Here is a 16,397-nt window from a genome sequence, read left to right on the forward strand (position 1 = left end):
GTGCGGGTCGCCAGACCGCTCACGCGGCGATCGCGTGCGCGGCCTCCCGGTCCAGCAGGCGGCGCTTGACGTCCTCGCCCCAGGCGAAGCCACCCAGGGTGCCGTCGACGCGCAGCACGCGATGGCAGGGCACGAACAGGGCCGGTGCGTTGCGCGCACAGATCGAGGCGGCGGGGCGCACGGCGCCGGGCTTGCCGAGGGCGACGGCGAACTCGGTGTAGGTGAGCGGCTCGCCGGGGGTGATCCGACGGAGCGCCTCCCATCCGGCGCCCTGCATCTCGGTGCCGAACTGGCGCACCTCGACCGCGTCGATCGCCGCGAGGTCGCCCGCGTAGTACGCGGCGACGGCGTCCGCCGCGGCGGTGGCGCCCTCGGCGACCTCCGCCGGACGGTTCTTCTCGGCGATGCGATGCAGGATCGCCTCGTGGTCGGTGGTCCATCCGGAAGCGAGCACGCGGTCCTGTTCGTCGGCGAGGATCGTGAACGGGCCGTCTGGGGTGTCGATGGTCTGGATGATGGCGGTCATTTCGAGCCTTCCGTGATCGAGATGGTCTGAGTGGTCTTCGTGGTCTTCGTGGTCTTCGGAGTCTTCGTGGTCTTCGTCGTCTTCGCCGGGACCGCGCGCCAGAGGTGCGCGGTGAGGTAGCTGCGCCAGGGCGCCGTGCGCGCGGCCCACGCGTCCAGGGGCCCGGCCTCGGCGGGGAGCCCCGCGCCGCCGGCGCCCGCACGGGCGGCGACGTCGCCGGGCAGGAACACGTCGGGATCGCCGAGCACGCGCATCCGCACGTAGTCCGCCGTCCACGGCCCGATCCCCGGCATCGCCAGCAGCGCGGCGCGCTGCGCCTCGCCGTCGTCGCCGAGCGTCAGCCGCAGGGAGCCGTCGGCGAGGGCCGCCGCGGCACCGGTGACGGCCCTGATCCGCGCCGCGGGACCTCGCAGCACCTCGTGCCCGTGCTCGGCGATCGCTGCCATGGTGGGGAACAGGATCCCTTCCCCCTGGGCGTCGTCGACGGATCCGACCCGCTCCCCGAGTTCCTGCGCGAGCAGCGTCAATGCGGTGCGCGCCGCAGCGACCGTGATCTGCTGCCCGATCATCGCGCGGATGAGCATCTCGTGCGGATCCGCCGCTCCCGGCACCCTGATGCCGGGGACACGGGCGACCAGCGGCGCGAGGTGCTCATGCGCGGAGAGCGCGGCGTCGACGGCCAGCGGATCCGCGTCGAGGTCGAACAGCCGCCGTGCGCGGGCGACGAGGGGCGCGAGATCGCCGAGCTGCGCCAGACGGGCGCGCAGGTGCAGGCGATCGGCGTCGTCGAGGCTCAGCTCGAACCAACCGGGCCCGCCGCCGAGCCGCAGGTGCCGTGAGAAGCGGCGCTCCCCCACCTCCTCGACGCCGGGAAGCGCCCGCGCGCGCATCCACGCGAACAGGCCCTCCGCGTCGAACGGCTTGCGATACGGCAGCAGCAGGTCGATCTCACCGGGCACCGCGGTCGCGGCGGCCAGCGCATCGCGGCCGTGTCGCCGGGCGCGCAGCTCGCCCGGCGCGAGGCCGAACACCTCCCGCACGGTGTCGTTGAACTGGCGCACGCTCGCGAATCCCGCGGAGAACGCGACGTCGGCGATCGGCAGGTCGGTGCCGACCAGGAGCATCCGGGCGGTGTGCGCACGGTGGGCGCGGGCGAGCGCGAGCGGTCCTGCTCCGAGCTCTCCTGCGAGCAGCCGGGTGAGGTGCCGGGAGGAGTATCCGAGTCGTGCAGCGAGTCCGGGAACGCCCTCGCGCTCGACGACGCCGTCCGCGATGAGGCGCATCGCACGCGCGGCGACGTCGCCCCGCAGATTCCACTCCGGAGAACCGGGGGCGGCCTCCGGCAGGCAGCGCTTGCAGGCGCGGTAGCCGGCCTCGTGCGCGGCGGCGCTGGTGGGGAAGAACGTGACGTTCTCGGGCTTGGGGGTGCGGGCCGGGCAGCTCGGGCGGCAGTAGATCCCGGTCGAGTGCACGGCCGTGACGAACTGCCCGTCGAAGCGGGTGTCGCGCGCGTCGATCGCGCGGTACCGCTCGTCGAAGGTCATTCCGGGGAAGCTCATGCCCCCACTCTGGCACGTCCGAAACCCGCAGGCTCGCGGAAATCGGACACGACAGTGTGCGCCCGTTCCGGGCCGCGCTCACGCAGCGCGACCCGGAGGACGGCTCAGTGGAAGAAGTGGCGCTCGCCCGTGAAGAACATCGTCACGCCGGCCTTGCGGGCGGCGTCCACGACCTCCTCGTCCCGGACGGATCCGCCCGGCTGCACGATCGCGGTGACGCCCGCGTCGATGAGCACCTGAGCGCCGTCGGCGAACGGGAAGAACGCATCGGAGGCGGCGACGGATCCGGCTGCGCGGTCGCCGGCGCGCTCGACCGCGAGGCGGCACGAGTCGACGCGATTGACCTGGCCCATGCCGACGCCGACTGTGGCGTTGCCCTTGGACAGCACGATCGCGTTCGACTTCACGGCGCGGCATGCCTTCCAGGCGAAGATGAGGTTCTCCATCTCGAGGTCGTCGGGGCGCTCGCCCGAGACGAGCTCCCAGTTCTTGGCGACCGAGACGATGTCGTCGGGGAACCGGTCCGCGTCCTGCAGCAGCAGGCCGCCGGAGACGAGGCGCACGTCCATCTGCTCCTGCTGCCAGTCGTCCGGCAGCTGCAGCAGGCGCAGGTTCTTCTTCGCCTTGAACACCTCGAGCGCCGCCGGCTCGAAGGCCGGGGCGACGATGACCTCGGTGAAGATGTCCTTGAGGTTCTCCGCCATCTTCAGCGTCACGGTGCCGTTCGCGGCGATCACACCGCCGTAGGCCGAGACGGGGTCGCACTCGTGCGCGCGCAGGTGCGCGCTGGCGATCGGATCCAGGGCGTTGGGCGCGGTCGTCGCGATGCCGCACGGGTTGGCGTGCTTGATGATCGCGACCGCCGGGTGGACCATGTCGTACGCCGCACGCAGGGCCGCATCGGCGTCGACGTAGTTGTTGTACGACATCTCCTTGCCCTGGAGCTGCGTGGCCTGGGCGATGCCGTGCCCGCCCGCGCGCATGTAGATCGCGGCGCGCTGGTGCGAGTTCTCGCCGTAGCGCAGCGTGGCGAGACGTTCCGCGTTGATCGTGAGGTGCTCCGGCAGCTCGCTGTCGCTCGACAGCGTGCCGTCGGAGAACCACTGCGCCACGGCCGTGTCGTAGGCGGCGGTGTGCGCAAAGGCGCGGGCCGCGAGCTCGCGACGCTGGGCGAGCGTGGTGCCGCCCTCGTCGAGCGAGCGGACGAGCGACGGATACGACTCTGGCGACACGACGATCGCGACGTTGGCGTGGTTCTTCGCGGCGGCGCGCACCATGGCGGGGCCGCCGATGTCGATCTGCTCGACCACATCGTCGCCGACCGCGCCGGAGGCGACGGTCTGCACGAACGGGTAGAGGTTCACCACGACGAGCTCGAACGGGCTGATCCCCCGCTCCGCGAGCTGACGCTCGTGGTCCTCGAGGCGCAGGTCGGCCAGCAGGCCGCCGTGGATCGCCGGGTGCAGCGTCTTCACGCGCCCGTCCAGCATCTCGGGGACGCCGGTGACGGCCGCGACGTCGGTGACCGCGAGGCCCGCGTCCCGGATGGCCTGCGCGGTGGATCCGGTCGACACGATCTCGACGCCGTTGTCGGCGAGCGACTGCGCGAGCGGCACGAGGCCGGTCTTGTCGCTGACGGACACCAGGGCGCGGCGGATGCGCACAGCGTCGCGGGGGCGGTAGAGGGACGGATCGTGGGCAGGACCGGCCATCGGGTTTCCTTCCGGGTAGGCGTCAGTTTCTCGTCAGCGGCCAGCGGCCGAGGGGGATCCGAGATCGTGGGGGCGGGCGCCGAGTTCGAGGGATCCCTCGGCGATGCGGCGGACGACGTCGATCAGCAGACGCCGCTCGACGGGCTTGATGCGCTCGTGCAGGGAGGACTCGGTGTCCCCCTGCTGCACCGGCACGCGCTCCTGCGCGAGGATCGGTCCGCTGTCGACGCCGTCGTCGACCACGATCACGCTGGCCCCGGTCTCGCTCGCGCCGGCCGCGAGCGCGTCGCGCACGCCGTGCGCTCCGGGGAACTCGGGCAGGAAGGCCGGGTGCGTGTTGATGATGTTCGGAGCCCAGGCGGCCACGACGTCGCGCGGCAGCAGGCGCATGAGCCCGCTCAGCACGATGAGGTCCGGTCGCCAGACCTTCAACTGCGCGTCGAGCTCCGCGCCCCACGCCTCGCGGCTCTCGAAGGCCTCCCAGGGGACGACGAAGGAGGGGATCCCGAAGGCCTCGGCGTGCGCGAGCCCGTCGGCTTCGCGATCGGCCCCGATCACGATGATGCGCGCCGGGAATCCGGGGTCGGCGGCCGCGTCGAGGAGGGCACGAAGATTCGAGCCGGTGCCCGAGATGAGTACGGCGACCGTCAGCACCCAGACAGTCTAGCCGGGAGGCCCCGGCCGCCGATCACGTGAGACGGTCCGCCGTCCGGTCCCGGTCATCGTCGATCCAGGCCGCGTCGACGTCGCCGTGGCGGCGCGGTGCGAGCAGCAGGATCCCGGCGCCGACGAGCACCTCGAGTCCGAGCGCGAGCGCGAGCGGACCCGGATCGGGCCCTGCGACGGCGAGCCGTCCCGGCCCGAGGGATCCGTGCGAGAGCGCCGCGAGCAGTGCGCCGGATCCGCCCGCGAGCGCGGCGATCCCGACAGCGGTCACCACGCGCGGCACGATCCCGGACTCCACGCCCGCCGACACCTGCCGCGAGCGGATCACCCACCCCGCGAACGCCCCCGCGGCGATCGGCAGGAGCACGACGACGAGCGCCCACGGCGACGAGCTGTCCGGCACGAGACCCAGTAGCGGCACCCCCGGTACGACGCCCAGCACGGTGCCCGCGGGAGAGACGGCGGTGCCCGCGCCGATCGCGAAGCCGGGGCCCGCGATCCACGCCACCGCCCACGCCACGAGCGTCGGCACGTACGCGAGCTGGGCCAGGCCGATCACGACCACGCCGAGGCCGTCGGCACGCAGCGACTCGAAGAGAGCCACGCTCTGCCCGCCGCGGACGATTCCGGCGATCGCCACGGCGAGGGCTGCGGCGCCGACGACGCCGGCCATGGCGACCGCAGTTCCTCGGACGATATCGCCGGGCACGTGGGCCCAGTCCGGCCAGCGGTCCAGCGCGTCCTGCACCCGGTCGATCACGCCGCCGTCGCCCTCGCTCCACGCCGTCGCGACCGCCCCGGCGAGAGCACCGCACAGGAACACGAGAGGCGGGAACAGGATCGCGAGCCAGAGCGGTGCCTTCAGCACCCCGAGGCCGCCGGTCAGCGCGGCGAGCGCGGAGATCACGGCGAAGGTCGCCGTTCCGCTCAGGACACCCGAGATCCAGGATCCGGCGAGCGCGGCCCTGCGGCCAGAGCGCGCCGCGAAGATCGCCGTGAAGCCGAGGAACAGCAGCGGAGGCACCGAGAGGGCGAAGGACGCCGCGGACGGGTCCAAGCCGACCGCGCGCACCAGCGCGTCAGGAAGGACCACGGAGAGCGGGACGCCGTGGCCGAACTGCCAGAGCGTCGCGGCGCTCGGCCAGAGGGCTCCCCAGTCGGCGTTCGTGCCGAAGGCGACGGCCCAGATCACGGCGAGAGGCGCGAGCAGCACGGCGAGACCGATGGCCGCGGCGACGATCGCATCGACCGCCGCCAGGAGCACGATGAGGAGGCGTTGCATGACGGATTCGAGCCTACGTGCTCCGCCCCGCGCTCCCCTGCGGGCGCGCGGGCCACGGTGCCGACGGCGCGGAGGAGGCCCTCCAGACGATACGGTTTTCCGCGGAGGTCCCCCATGACAACAGTCCCCCCGCCCGTGTCCGACCCCGTCGCCGCCGAGCCGAAGAACGCCGTCGATCGCTTCTTCGAGATCACCAAGCGCGGATCCACCCTCGGCACCGAGGTCCGCGGCGGCATCGTCACGTTCGTGACGATGGCCTACATCGTGATCCTCAACCCGATCATCCTGTCCACCCCGGACGTCGCAGGGCACACGCTGCCTGGCGGCGCGGTCGCCGCGGCCACGGCGCTGACCGCCGGCGTCATGACGATCCTGTTCGGGCTGATCACCCGGCTGCCGTTCGCGTTCGCCGCCGGCCTCGGCATCAACGCGTTCCTCGCCTTCACCGTGGTCGGCTCTGTCACCTGGGCCGAGGCGATGGCGCTCGTCATGATCAACGGCGTCATCATCGTGCTGCTCGCCGCGACCGGCCTGCGCAAGCTCATCTTCGACGCGGTCCCCGTGCAGCTCAAGCTCGCGATCACGGTCGGCATCGGCCTGTTCATCGCCTTCATCGGATTCGTGAACGCCGGCTTCGTGACCTCGACGAAGCAGGCCTCCCCTCCGGTCGACCTCGGTATCGGCGGATCCGTCGCCTCCATCCCGACCCTGCTGTTCGTGCTCACTCTGCTGATCGGCGGCGCGCTCATCGCGCTCCGCGTCAAGGGCGCGATCCTCATCGCCCTCGTCGGCGGCTCGTTGCTCGCCGCGATCCTCAACCTCATCTGGCCGTTCGGGCAGGACTTCGGCTTCACCGGCAGCATCGTGGGCCTCCCCGACCTGAGCCTGATCGGCCGGGTCGACTTCGGCTTCGACCTCGCGAAGGTCGGCGGCGTGACCCTGGTGATGTTCATCTTCACGCTGCTGTTCTCGAACTTCTTCGACGCGATGGGCACGATGACCGGCCTCGCGAAGGAGGCCGACCTCGCCGACGAGAAGGGCGACTTCCCGCGCATCAAGTCGGCGCTCGTCGTCGAGGGCGTCGGCGCGATCGTCGGCGGCGGCACGTCGTCCTCCTCCGCGACCGTCTTCGTCGAGTCGGGCGCCGGCATCGGCGAAGGAGCGCGCACCGGCCTCGCGACGACGATCACGGGTGTGCTCTTCCTGCTCGCGATGTTCTTCACGCCGCTCACCGCCCTCGTGCCCAGCGCCGTGGCCGCCGCGGCGCTGGTGCTCGTCGGCGCGATGATGCTCTCGCAGATCAAGAACATCGATCTCGGCGACTTCCGCGTGCTGCTGCCGGTCTTCCTCACGGTCACCGTCATGCCGATGACGTACTCGATCGCCAACGGCATCGGCGCCGGATTCGTGAGCTGGATCGTCGTGAACGCCCTGACCGGCCGGGCCAGGACGATCCACCCGCTGCTCTGGGTGGTCGGCGTCGGGTTCGTGCTGTTCTTCGCCCGCGGCCCGATTGAGGCGCTGCTCGGCGCCTGACCTGACCGCTGCGGGCGGGATCCGCCGGGATCTGCTGGGATCCGCCGGGATCCGTCGGGATCCGTCGGGATCCGCTGGGATCCGTCGAGGCCCCCTCACCGCGTCGAGGCCCCCTCCTGGGAACGCACCTGGGAGGGGGCCTCGATCCTGTGAGGGGGCCTCGACGTGCGTGGACGGCCCCGCGCCGCCGCACACCGGGCTCCGGCACGCCTCAGAGCGCGAGCGGCACGCCGGGCTCCGGCACGCGCAGCCGGACCGCGAGGCCGGCATAACCGAATTCGCGCACGAGGCGCTCGCGGGTCTCGGAGAAGTGGTGCCAGCCCTCGGCGTGCACGGGCACGATCACCGCATCGCCCAGCTCTCGTGCGGCTGCGACCGCGGTGCGTGCATTGAGGGTGAGGTCGGCGTCGCCGAAGCGCCCGACGTTGGCCGCCCCGGCGAACAGCACGGCGAGGTCGATCCGACCGATCCGCTCTGCGATGGCCGTGACGACCTCGACCGAGGCGTTGTCGCCGGAGACGTAGAGCACGGGCTCCCCCGGCGCGCTCAGCACGAAGCCGGTCACGGTGCCGGAGAGCTCCTCCGCCCCCTCCGGGCCGTGCAGCGCGGGCACCGCGGTCACCTCGACGTCGCCGAGACGATGCGTCTGCCACGGGGCGAGCCCTGTCACGCCGTCGACACGTCCCGCCGCCTCCGGCGTGGACAGCACCGCGCCGGCGCGAGGCAGGAAGGCGCGTCCCGCCTCGTCGAGGTTGTCGGGGTGCTGGTCGTGCGAGAGCAGCACGGCGTCGATCTCGCCCACCTGGTCGGCGGCGAGCGCGGGTCCGCTCAGCTTGTGCAGCGCGATGCCGCCGTCATAGCTGCGCGGCGCGTCGAACGTCGGGTCGGTCAGCAGGCGCACGCCCGCGTACTCGATGATCGCGGTCGGTCCGCCGATGAGGGTGAGGGTCACGGAGTTCTCGGTCATGGATCCATCGTGTCGGTATCGCCGGAACGGCGGGAGTGGCCCTGAAGACACCTTTCGATAAGATCGGGCCATGCGCACCGCCGCCGTCCTCGCCTTCCCGGGGATCAGCCCGTTCCACCTGTCCGTGCCACTCATGGTGTTCGGCGGCGTCGGCGTGCGCTCTGTCGAGGCCGCCTACCGCACCGTCACGGTCGCGGAGGAACCGGGACCGGTGCGCACCGCCGCCGGCCTGGACCTCATCGTGACGGAAGGACTCGACGCTCTTGCGACCGCGGACCTCGTCGTGATCCCGAGCTGGGAGCCGGACCTCGCACCCGGCGCCGCGCTCCTCGACGCCGTGCGCTCGGCGCACGCCCGCGGGGCGCGGATCCTCGGCCTGTGCCTCGGAGCCTTCGTGGTGGCCGCGAGCGGCATCGTCGAAGGCAGGGAGGTCTCCACGCACTGGTCCGCGGGGCCGCAGCTCGCCGCGCGGCATCCCGAGCTCACCGTGCGCTGCGAGGCGCTGTGGACGGATCTCGGCGACGTGGTCACGTCGGCCGGGGTGGCCGCGGCTCTGGACTGCTGCCTGCACATCGTCCGCACAGAGCTCGGCAGCGCCGTCGCCGCCGACCTCGCGCGCTCGCTCGTGATGGCCCCGCATCGGGAAGGCTCGCAGGCGCAGTTCCTCTCCCGCCCGCTCGCCGCCGACCGCAACGGCGACGAGATCGACCAGGCGATCGCCTGGGCCCTGGGGAGGCTCTCCGAGTCGACGCCGATCGACGCCTGGGCGGGCGCCGTGCACCTGTCCCGCCGCACGTTCACCCGGCGCTTCCGCGATCGCACCGGCACGAGCCCAGGAGACTGGCTGCTGCAGCGCCGCCTGGACGAGGCGCGCCGGCTGCTCGAGGCCTCCGACCTGCCCGTCGACGCCGTCGCGCACCGCACGGGCTTCGGCAGCGCCGTGACCCTGCGCCACCACTTCCGGGCGCGCTACGGCACGACCCCTGGCGCCCACCGCAGGGCGTTCGCGGATCCGGCCTAGCCCTCGGATCCCGCCGCCCCTGCGACGATCCCCGGCGACCTCGACGGATCAGGGACGCAGGGCCACCCCGTGGATGAGGGGCTCGACCGTGCCCCAGATGCCCGGCGCTTCGGTGCGGACCACGTCGACATCCGAGAAGCCCGCGTCGCGGATCGCCCGCTCGGTGTCGCGCCGCGGATCGCAGCCATGATCGAACGCGCGCGAGAACGGTGCGTACAGCGCCTGCAGCCGGCGGGTGCGGCTCCCCTGCGGCGCCCCCACGTGCTCGAAGAACACCAGCGGGCCCGTCGGCCGCAGCACCCGGCGCACCTCGGCCAGGACGGCCGCCGGTTCGCGCACCGAGCAGAGCACCGTGGAGGCGATCACGGCGTCGACCGAGGCGTCGGCGAGAGGGATCTCCTCGGCCGGCGCGCGGAGCAGGCGCGCTCCGGGGCGGGCCCCGATGCGCCGCGGAAGCGCCGGGTCGAGCCGCCGCGCGGGTTCGAGCGCCCACCACGCGACGTCCGGCGCGAGATGATCCGCCGCGATCCCGGATCCTGCCCCGAGATCGAGCACGACGCCGCGCAGGGCCGGCAGCGCGGACGCGCGCCACCGGCGCCGCTGCTCCGCACCCGAGAGACCGCCTATGTCCGACATCGCCCCCACGGTACGCCCCCACAACAGAGTCGTCCCCGTCAGCGCACGCTCTGGGGTGCGCTGACGGGGACGACTCGGATGATGCGGTGCCTTACAGGGCGGCGTAGACCTCGCGCAGCAGGGCAGCGGTCTCGGACGGCGTCTTGCCGACCTTTACGCCGGCGGCCTCGAGGGCCTCCTTCTTCGCCTGCGCGGTGCCCGCGGAGCCGGAGACGATGGCACCGGCGTGGCCCATGGTCTTGCCCTCGGGAGCCGTGAAGCCCGCGACGTAGCCGACGACCGGCTTGGTGACGTTGGCCTTGATGAACTCCGCCGCACGCTCCTCGGCGTCGCCGCCGATCTCGCCGATCATGACGATCGCCTTGGTCTCGGGGTCGGCCTCGAACGCGGCGAGCGCGTCGATGTGCGTCGTGCCGATGACCGGGTCGCCGCCGATGCCGATCGCGGTGGAGAAGCCCAGGTCGCGCAGCTCGAACATCATCTGGTAGGTCAGGGTGCCCGACTTCGAGACGAGGCCGATCGGGCCCTTGCCGGTGATGTTCGCCGGGGTGATGCCCGCGAGAGCCTCGCCCGGGGTGATGATGCCGGGGCAGTTCGGGCCGATGATGCGGGTCTTCCCGCCCTTCTCGACCGCGTACGCCCACGCTTCGGCGGAGTCGCCGACCGGCACGCCCTCGGTGATGACCACGAGCAGCGGGATCTCGCTGTCGATGGCCTCGACCATGGCGTCCTTCGTGAACGCCGGCGGCACGAAGGCGACCGACACGTTGGCGCCGGTCTTCTCGATGGCCTCGGCGACGGATCCGAACACCGGCAGCTCGACGACGTTGCCGTCCTTGTCCGTGTGGGAGACCGTGGTGCCGGCCTTGCGCGCGTTCACGCCGCCGACGACGTTCGTGCCCGCCTTCAGCATGAGGGCGGTGTGCTTGGTGCCCTCGCCGCCCGTGATGCCCTGGACGATGACCTTGGAGTCCTTGTTGAGGTAGATCGACATGTTCCTAGTCCTTGTCTCGTCAGGGGGTCAGGCGTTCGCCAGCTCGGCGGCCTTGTCGGCGCCCTCGTCCATGGTGGCGGCGAGCGTGACGAGCGGGTGGGCGGCGGCCTTGAGGATCGCGCGACCCTCCTCGACCTGGTTGCCGTCGAGGCGCACGACGAGCGGCTTGGTGGCCGTGTCGCCGAGGATCTCGAGGGCCTTGACGATGCCCTCCGCGACGGCGACGCAGCTGGTGATGCCGCCGAAGACGTTGACGAAGACGCTCTTGACCTGCTCGTCGCCGAGGATCACGTCGAGGCCGCTGGCCATGACCTGCGCGTTCGCGCCGCCGCCGATGTCGAGGAAGTTCGCCGGCTTCACGCCGCCGTGGTTCTCGCCGGCGTAGGCGACGACGTCGAGGGTCGACATGACCAGACCCGCGCCGTTGCCGATGATGCCGACCTGGCCGTCGAGCTTGACGTAGTTCAGGCCCGACTCCTTGGCCTTGGCCTCGAGCGGGTTCTCGGTCGCCTTGTCGGCGAGCTCCTCGTGCTCGGGGTGGCGCACCTCGGAGGCGTTGTCGTCGAGCGTGACCTTGCCGTCCAGGGCGATGATGTCGCCCTCCTCGGTCTGCACGAGCGGGTTGACCTCGACCAGGGTCGCGTCCTCGCCCTTGTACACCTCGTACAGCTTCACGAAGACGTCGGCGACCTTCTCGGCGAGACCGGGCTCGAAGTTGCCGGCCTTGGCGATCTCGAGCGCCTTCTCGGGGGTGATCCCCTCGAGCGGGTTGACCTCGACGCGGGCGAGAGCCTCGGGCTTCTCGACGGCGAGCTGCTCGATCTCCATGCCGCCCTCGACCGAGGCGAGGCTCAGGTAGGAGCGGTTGGAGCGGTCCAGGAGCACGGAGAAGTAGAACTCGCGGGCGATGCGGGCGCCTGCGGCGACCATGACGCGCTTGACGACGTGGCCCTTGATGTCGAGGCCGAGGATCGCCTTGGCCGCCTCGTACGCCTCGTCGGGGTTCTTCGCGACCTTCACGCCACCGGCCTTGCCCCGGCCGCCGGTCTTGACCTGCGCCTTGACGACGACCACGCCACCGAGCTTCTCCGCCGCTGCCTTCACCTCCTCGGGGGTGTCAGCGACGATGCCGGCGAGGACCGGCACTCCGTACTTCTCGAAAAGGTCTCGTGCCTGGTACTCGTAGAGATCCACGTGCAGTCCTTCGCTGGTTGCGACGAATGGGACGCGACAGGAATTCTGTCGGGTGTCGATGTGATTCGACCCGATAGGCCAGCCTACTACCGCGGAATCGCGCTTCCTGACCGTGTGAACCTCTCCCTGTCTGGCCCCCGAGACGTCGGATGACTCCAGAGCCCCGCGCAGGATCCGGACAACTAGGCTCCTCCTATGACCGAGCACGCCGACGTGTCCCCCGCTCGCACCGCCGTGGTGCGCGCTGCGCTCGAGCTGTTCTCCGCCCAGGGCTTCGACTCGACCTCGGTCGAGCAGATCGCCAAGGCCGCAGGCATCTCGCGCTCCACGTTCTTCCGCCAGTTCGGCGGCAAGGACGATGTCGTCTTCGCAGACCATGAGGAACTGCTCGACGGGCTGCGCCGCTACCTGGAGCGCCCGCACGCGAACCCGTGGACCGCCGTGTGCGACGGGTCGCTGATGGTCTTCCGCTCCTTCGCCGCCGATCCGGAGATGGCGCGGCTGCGCTACCAGGTGGTGCGCGAGGTGCCCACCCTGCGCGACCGCGAGATCGTGACCGTGTTCCGCTACGAGCGCCTGTTCGACGAGTATCTGCGCCGCTCGATGCCGGATCTGGATCCGCTCGACGCGGTCGGGTTCGCCGCACTCGTGACGGCCGTGCACAACCACGTGCTGCGCCGGCTGCTGCGCGGATCACGCACCTCGGCCGCCGCGCTGCGCCGCGCCCTGGACGACGTGCTGCGCCGCTACGGCGTGCACCCCGACAGCGCCGCGGACCCCGGCGAGGACGCGGTCGTCGTCGCCGTGTTCCCGCGCTCGATGCCCATGGCGGAGATCACCCGCCGCCTCCGCGACGAACTGGACTGACCCCTCGGCGCGTCCTTCCGCCCGCAGCCGCCGCGGGTGCCTTCGGCGCGCTCCGACGCGCATTCCCCGTGCACGGGATCCGGCGAATGGCGGTACGCTGTCTCATGAATCTTGAGACTGAGTCTCACTCCCCGGATGGAGACCCCATGAGCAACGACGCCCTCTTCCCCGGCGAAGCCGTCACCTCCTACGACGTGACGGGACGCCGCGGCACCGACTACTACGAGGTCTTCTCCGACATCCCCGCCGCCGACCGCGCGCACTGGGAGCGGGCGCAGGCCTACGTCGACGAGGTCGGCCCGCAGATGCGGGATGCGTGGGACCGCGCGGAGTACCCGCTCGCGGTCGCGCACCGCATGGGCGAGATGGACCTCGTCGTGGATGGCATCGTCCACCCCGCCCTCACCCGGATGAGTCCACTCGCGGCGGGCCTGGTCAACATGGAGATCTCCCGCGGCGACGGCTCCCTCGGCACCGTCCTCGCCGTGCAGGGCGGCCTCGCCCTGCGCACGCTCGCGCTGTTCGGCAGCGCGGAGCAGCAGGAACGCTGGCTCGTCGCGCTCGCCGACGGCTCCGTGCTCGGATCCTTCGCGCTCACCGAGCCCGATCACGGATCCGATTCCGTCTCGCTCGAGACCGTCGCGCGTCGCGACGGCGAGGAGTGGGTGCTGCGCGGGGCGAAGAAGTGGATCGGCAACGGCGCCTCCGGCGGCATCACCTTCGTCTGGGCGCGCGTCGACGACGAGGGCACCGCCGAGCACGGCACCGTGCGCTGCTTCCTCGTCGAGCAGGAGCGCCCCGGCTACCAGGGCTCCGTGATCACAGGGAAGGTGTCGCTGCGCGGCATCCACCAGGCGCACATCCGCCTGGACGACGTGCGGGTGCCGCTCGACGCGGTGCTGCCGGGAACGCGCAGCTTCAAGGACGCCTCGACCGTGCTGTACGCCACGCGTTCCGGGGTCGCCTGGTCCGCGCTCGGGCACGCGACCGCCTGCTACGAGGCGGCCCTGGCATACGCGAAGACCCGCGTGCAGTTCGGCAAGCCGCTCGCGAAGTTCCAGATGGTCCAGGAGCGGCTCACGCACATGCTCGAGGACCTGACCGCGATGCAGCTGTACTGCCGCCGCATGGCCGACATGGACGAAGCGGGCACGCTCCTGCCGACCCAGGCATCACTCGCGAAGTTCCACAACACCCGCGCCGCGCGGCGGGTCGCCCAGATCGCCCGCGATCTGCTCGGCGGGAACGGGATCCTGCTCGAGAACGGCGTCATGCAGCACATGGCCGACATCGAGGCGATCCACACCTACGAGGGCACCGAGAGCATGCAGGCCCTGCTGATCGGCCGCGACATCACCGGGATGAGCGCGTTCGCCTGACGGGCGGGCCGTCCGTCCCAGACGCACGGCCCGCGCTGCGGCTCAGTCGCAGCCGCAGCCTCCGGACGGCGTCTTCACCATGAAGCAGACGTCGCAGATCCCGTAGTCGCGGTCCTCGACCGGAGTCGCCTTCGGGGCGCGCGGCTCGGGCTTCGGCTTCGCAGGCGCACGGGTGGCCGCGGCGCGCGCAGGATGCGCGACGCCGGCCGGCGCTCCGAGCAGCTCACTGGGGTGCGCGACGTAGAAGTACGGCGCCCTGCCCTCACTCGGCGCGAGCGGCAGCGCGCGGCCTGCCACGAGGACCTGCTCGTCCTCGGTGAAGCCGTTGGTGTAGGTGCGCCCGATGTGCAGGGCGGCGCCCTCGCCGCGGCGGACGGCCTCGATGTAGCGACCGCGGTCGATGAAGGTGCTGATGTCGACGGCCTCGACGATCGCACGGATGAAGTCGTGGTTGACCGGATCGATGCGCTGGCCGCGCAGTGCCTCGGCGAGCGACTTGTAGGGACGGGAGCTTCCGGTGGGGGTGGGACCCTGGACTTCGTTCATATTGCTTCAAGGATCCCACGTTCTGCTCGGTGCGTCCTGCGCGCGTGAAAGACTGGCGGCATGCCCCGTGCCACCGTCATCGGAAGCGGGCCGAACGGGCTCGCCGCGGCCGTCTCGCTCGCGCGAGCCGGCTACAGCGTCGAGGTGCTCGAAGCCGGTGCCACGATCGGTGGCGGCGTGCGCAGCGCGGCGGTCACGCTGCCCGGATTCGTGCACGACGTGTGCTCGGCCGTGCACCCCGCCGCCTACTCCTCCTCGTTCCTCCGCGCCTTCGGCCGGGACCGGATCGACTGGATCATTCCGGAAACGGCATATGCGCATCCGCTCGACGACGGACGCGCCGGGATCGCCTGGCACGACCTCGAGCGCACTGCCGAGGCGCTCGGTCCCGATGCCCGCGCCTGGCGCGCGCTGCTACGGCCGCTGAGCTCGCACATCGATGGCGTCCTGGACTTCACCGGCGGATCCCTGCTGCGGATCCCCCGCGCCCCGGTCACCGCGCTGCGCTACGGACTGCGCGCGCTGGAGCAAGGCTCGGCCATGGCGAAGCGCACCTTCCGCACGCCGGAGGCGGCGGCGCTCGTGGCAGGAGTGGTCGCGCACGCGAACACCGCCCTGCCCGCGCTGAGCGGCGCCGCCGCTGGTCTGCTGCTCATGGCACAGGCGCATGCCGGGGGCTGGGCGTACCCGCGCGGCGGCGCCCAGCGGATCGCCGATGTGCTCGCCGAGGATCTGCGCGCGCACGGCGGCACGATCCGCACGGGCACGCGCGTGGTCGACCTCTCCGCGCTGGACTGGGGGGATCCGGCCCGCGGCAACGTACTGCTGCTCAACACCTCCCCGCGGCTGGCGCTCACACTGCGCGACGTTCCCCCGCACTACGCCACGGCGATCCGCGCGTACCGCTACGGCGCCGCGGCGGCGAAGGTGGACTTCGCGCTGGACGGGCCGGTGCCCTGGACCAACCCCGACGTCGGCCTCTCCCCGACCGTGCATGTCGGCGGCACGCGCGCCGAGGTGTGGGCGAGCGAGAACGCCGTCGCCCAGGGGCGGGTGTCGGAGCGCCCGTACGCGCTCGTCGCGCAGCCCTCCGTGCTCGACGGCACCAGGGCGCCCGCGGGACAGCAGGTTCTGTGGGCCTACATCCACGCGCCGGCGAACTCCGACGTCGACGCGACAGAGCTCGTCATCCGGCAGATCGAGCGATTCGCTCCCGGGTTCCGCGACCGCATCCTGGCGAGCCATGCCGTCACCCCGCGCCAGCGCGCGCTCCTCAATCCGGCCGAGATCGGCGGCGACATCTTCGGCGGCGCGTTCACGATGCGCCAGGCGGTGGTGAGGCCGGTGCTCTCCCCCACGCCATGGCGCACCCCGATGGCCGGCGTCTACCTCGCCTCGGCCGCGACGCCGCCCGGCCCCGGGGTGAACTTCATGGCCGGCTGGCACGCGGCGCGCACCGCGCTGGCCGACGCCGGAGAGCGTGTCGAGCTCGGGGACCTGTTCGGATCCTGA

At 71.8% G+C, this 16,397-nt stretch carries 15 protein-coding genes; 5 read left to right on the forward strand and 10 right to left on the reverse strand.

What is annotated here, in order from left to right; translation table 11 throughout:
- Positions 1 to 19: 19 nt before the first annotated feature.
- From RS86_RS09405 to RS86_RS09425, 5 genes are all read right to left on the reverse strand, one after another.
- Positions 20 to 526, reverse strand: coding sequence for a methylated-DNA--[protein]-cysteine S-methyltransferase (locus RS86_RS09405; RefSeq protein WP_045271977.1), 507 nt, complete (start codon positions 524 to 526; stop codon positions 20 to 22).
- On the reverse strand, positions 523 to 2,085 hold the full coding sequence (locus RS86_RS09410; protein ID WP_045271978.1) for a DNA-3-methyladenine glycosylase 2 family protein: 1,563 nt from the start codon (positions 2,083 to 2,085) through the stop codon (positions 523 to 525). Before RS86_RS09410 ends, RS86_RS09405 begins: the two co-directional genes overlap by 4 nt.
- A 104-nt stretch (positions 2,086 to 2,189) precedes the next feature.
- Positions 2,190 to 3,797 carry a bifunctional phosphoribosylaminoimidazolecarboxamide formyltransferase/IMP cyclohydrolase gene (gene purH / locus RS86_RS09415; protein WP_045271979.1) on the reverse strand — a complete coding sequence of 536 codons (1,608 nt, stop codon included), beginning with the start codon at positions 3,795 to 3,797 and terminating at the stop codon, positions 2,190 to 2,192.
- Positions 3,798 to 3,830: 33 nt separating this feature from the next.
- Complete coding sequence (gene purN, locus RS86_RS09420) at positions 3,831 to 4,451, reverse strand: phosphoribosylglycinamide formyltransferase (RefSeq protein ID WP_045271980.1); 621 nt, start codon at positions 4,449 to 4,451, stop codon at positions 3,831 to 3,833.
- Between the two features lie 34 nt (positions 4,452 to 4,485).
- Positions 4,486 to 5,745, reverse strand: coding sequence for a DUF6350 family protein (locus RS86_RS09425; protein ID WP_052680188.1), 1,260 nt, complete (start codon positions 5,743 to 5,745; stop codon positions 4,486 to 4,488).
- Positions 5,746 to 5,859: 114 nt separating this feature from the next.
- Here RS86_RS09425 and RS86_RS09430 point away from each other — a divergent pair, with 114 nt between their 5' ends.
- Positions 5,860 to 7,281 (forward strand): NCS2 family permease, encoded by a 1,422-nt coding sequence (locus RS86_RS09430; RefSeq protein WP_045271981.1) that lies wholly within the window; start codon positions 5,860 to 5,862, stop codon positions 7,279 to 7,281.
- 211 nt (positions 7,282 to 7,492) lie between these two features.
- Here the strand turns inward: RS86_RS09430 and RS86_RS09435 are convergent, their stop codons facing one another.
- A complete protein-coding gene (locus RS86_RS09435) occupies positions 7,493 to 8,248 on the reverse strand; it encodes an MBL fold metallo-hydrolase (protein WP_045271982.1) in 756 nt (251 codons plus the stop codon).
- A 70-nt stretch (positions 8,249 to 8,318) separates the two neighbouring features.
- Here RS86_RS09435 and RS86_RS09440 point away from each other — a divergent pair, with 70 nt between their 5' ends.
- Entirely contained in the window at positions 8,319 to 9,269 is a 951-nt protein-coding gene (locus RS86_RS09440) for a GlxA family transcriptional regulator (protein ID WP_045271983.1), read from the forward strand.
- Positions 9,270 to 9,317: 48 nt separating this feature from the next.
- Here the strand turns inward: RS86_RS09440 and RS86_RS09445 are convergent, their stop codons facing one another.
- From RS86_RS09445 to sucC, 3 genes are all read right to left on the reverse strand, one after another.
- On the reverse strand, positions 9,318 to 9,905 hold the full coding sequence (locus RS86_RS09445; RefSeq protein ID WP_052680189.1) for a class I SAM-dependent methyltransferase: 588 nt from the start codon (positions 9,903 to 9,905) through the stop codon (positions 9,318 to 9,320).
- Positions 9,906 to 9,996: 91 nt separating this feature from the next.
- Positions 9,997 to 10,899: a succinate--CoA ligase subunit alpha gene (gene sucD, locus RS86_RS09450; RefSeq protein WP_045271984.1), complete on the reverse strand. Its 903-nt coding sequence runs from the start codon at positions 10,897 to 10,899 to the stop codon at positions 9,997 to 9,999.
- A gap of 27 nt (positions 10,900 to 10,926) precedes the next feature.
- On the reverse strand, positions 10,927 to 12,093 hold the full coding sequence (gene sucC, locus RS86_RS09455; protein ID WP_045271985.1) for an ADP-forming succinate--CoA ligase subunit beta: 1,167 nt from the start codon (positions 12,091 to 12,093) through the stop codon (positions 10,927 to 10,929).
- Positions 12,094 to 12,288: 195 nt separating this feature from the next.
- Here sucC and RS86_RS09460 point away from each other — a divergent pair, with 195 nt between their 5' ends.
- Both RS86_RS09460 and RS86_RS09465 read left to right on the forward strand, forming a co-directional pair.
- Positions 12,289 to 12,960 carry a TetR family transcriptional regulator gene (locus RS86_RS09460; protein ID WP_045271986.1) on the forward strand — a complete coding sequence of 224 codons (672 nt, stop codon included), beginning with the start codon at positions 12,289 to 12,291 and terminating at the stop codon, positions 12,958 to 12,960.
- Positions 12,961 to 13,106: 146 nt separating this feature from the next.
- A complete protein-coding gene (locus RS86_RS09465; protein ID WP_045271987.1) occupies positions 13,107 to 14,339 on the forward strand; it encodes an acyl-CoA dehydrogenase family protein in 1,233 nt (410 codons plus the stop codon).
- Positions 14,340 to 14,381: 42 nt separating this feature from the next.
- On the opposite strand, the gene RS86_RS09470 is transcribed toward RS86_RS09465, so the two are convergent.
- Positions 14,382 to 14,885, reverse strand: coding sequence for a hypothetical protein (locus tag RS86_RS09470; RefSeq protein WP_045271988.1), 504 nt, complete (start codon positions 14,883 to 14,885; stop codon positions 14,382 to 14,384).
- Between the two features lie 60 nt (positions 14,886 to 14,945).
- On the opposite strand from RS86_RS09470, the gene RS86_RS09475 reads away from it, so the two are divergent.
- Complete coding sequence (locus tag RS86_RS09475) at positions 14,946 to 16,397, forward strand: phytoene desaturase family protein (protein ID WP_045271989.1); 1,452 nt, start codon at positions 14,946 to 14,948, stop codon at positions 16,395 to 16,397.

It is taken from the genome of Microbacterium azadirachtae, from assembly GCF_000956505.1.
GTDB lineage: Bacteria > Actinomycetota > Actinomycetes > Actinomycetales > Microbacteriaceae > Microbacterium > Microbacterium azadirachtae_A.

Bases quoted from the DNA above. Each gene is read 5' to 3' on its own strand.
- sucD (WP_045271984.1), bottom strand. From the start codon at position 10,899: ATGTCGATCTACCTCAACAAGGACTCCAAGGTCATCGTCCAGGGCATC.
- RS86_RS09465 (WP_045271987.1), top strand. From the start codon at position 13,107: ATGAGCAACGACGCCCTCTTCCCCGGCGAAGCCGTCACCTCCTACGAC.
- RS86_RS09435 (WP_045271982.1), bottom strand. From the start codon at position 8,248: ATGACCGAGAACTCCGTGACCCTCACCCTCATCGGCGGACCGACCGCG.
- RS86_RS09475 (WP_045271989.1), top strand. From the start codon at position 14,946: ATGCCCCGTGCCACCGTCATCGGAAGCGGGCCGAACGGGCTCGCCGCG.
- RS86_RS09430 (WP_045271981.1), top strand. From the start codon at position 5,860: ATGACAACAGTCCCCCCGCCCGTGTCCGACCCCGTCGCCGCCGAGCCG.
- RS86_RS09445 (WP_052680189.1), bottom strand. From the start codon at position 9,905: ATGTCGGACATAGGCGGTCTCTCGGGTGCGGAGCAGCGGCGCCGGTGG.
- RS86_RS09470 (WP_045271988.1), bottom strand. From the start codon at position 14,885: ATGAACGAAGTCCAGGGTCCCACCCCCACCGGAAGCTCCCGTCCCTAC.
- RS86_RS09405 (WP_045271977.1), bottom strand. From the start codon at position 526: ATGACCGCCATCATCCAGACCATCGACACCCCAGACGGCCCGTTCACG.
- RS86_RS09460 (WP_045271986.1), top strand. From the start codon at position 12,289: ATGACCGAGCACGCCGACGTGTCCCCCGCTCGCACCGCCGTGGTGCGC.
- purH (WP_045271979.1), bottom strand. From the start codon at position 3,797: ATGGCCGGTCCTGCCCACGATCCGTCCCTCTACCGCCCCCGCGACGCT.
- RS86_RS09410 (WP_045271978.1), bottom strand. From the start codon at position 2,085: ATGAGCTTCCCCGGAATGACCTTCGACGAGCGGTACCGCGCGATCGAC.
- RS86_RS09425 (WP_052680188.1), bottom strand. From the start codon at position 5,745: ATGCAACGCCTCCTCATCGTGCTCCTGGCGGCGGTCGATGCGATCGTC.
- RS86_RS09440 (WP_045271983.1), top strand. From the start codon at position 8,319: ATGCGCACCGCCGCCGTCCTCGCCTTCCCGGGGATCAGCCCGTTCCAC.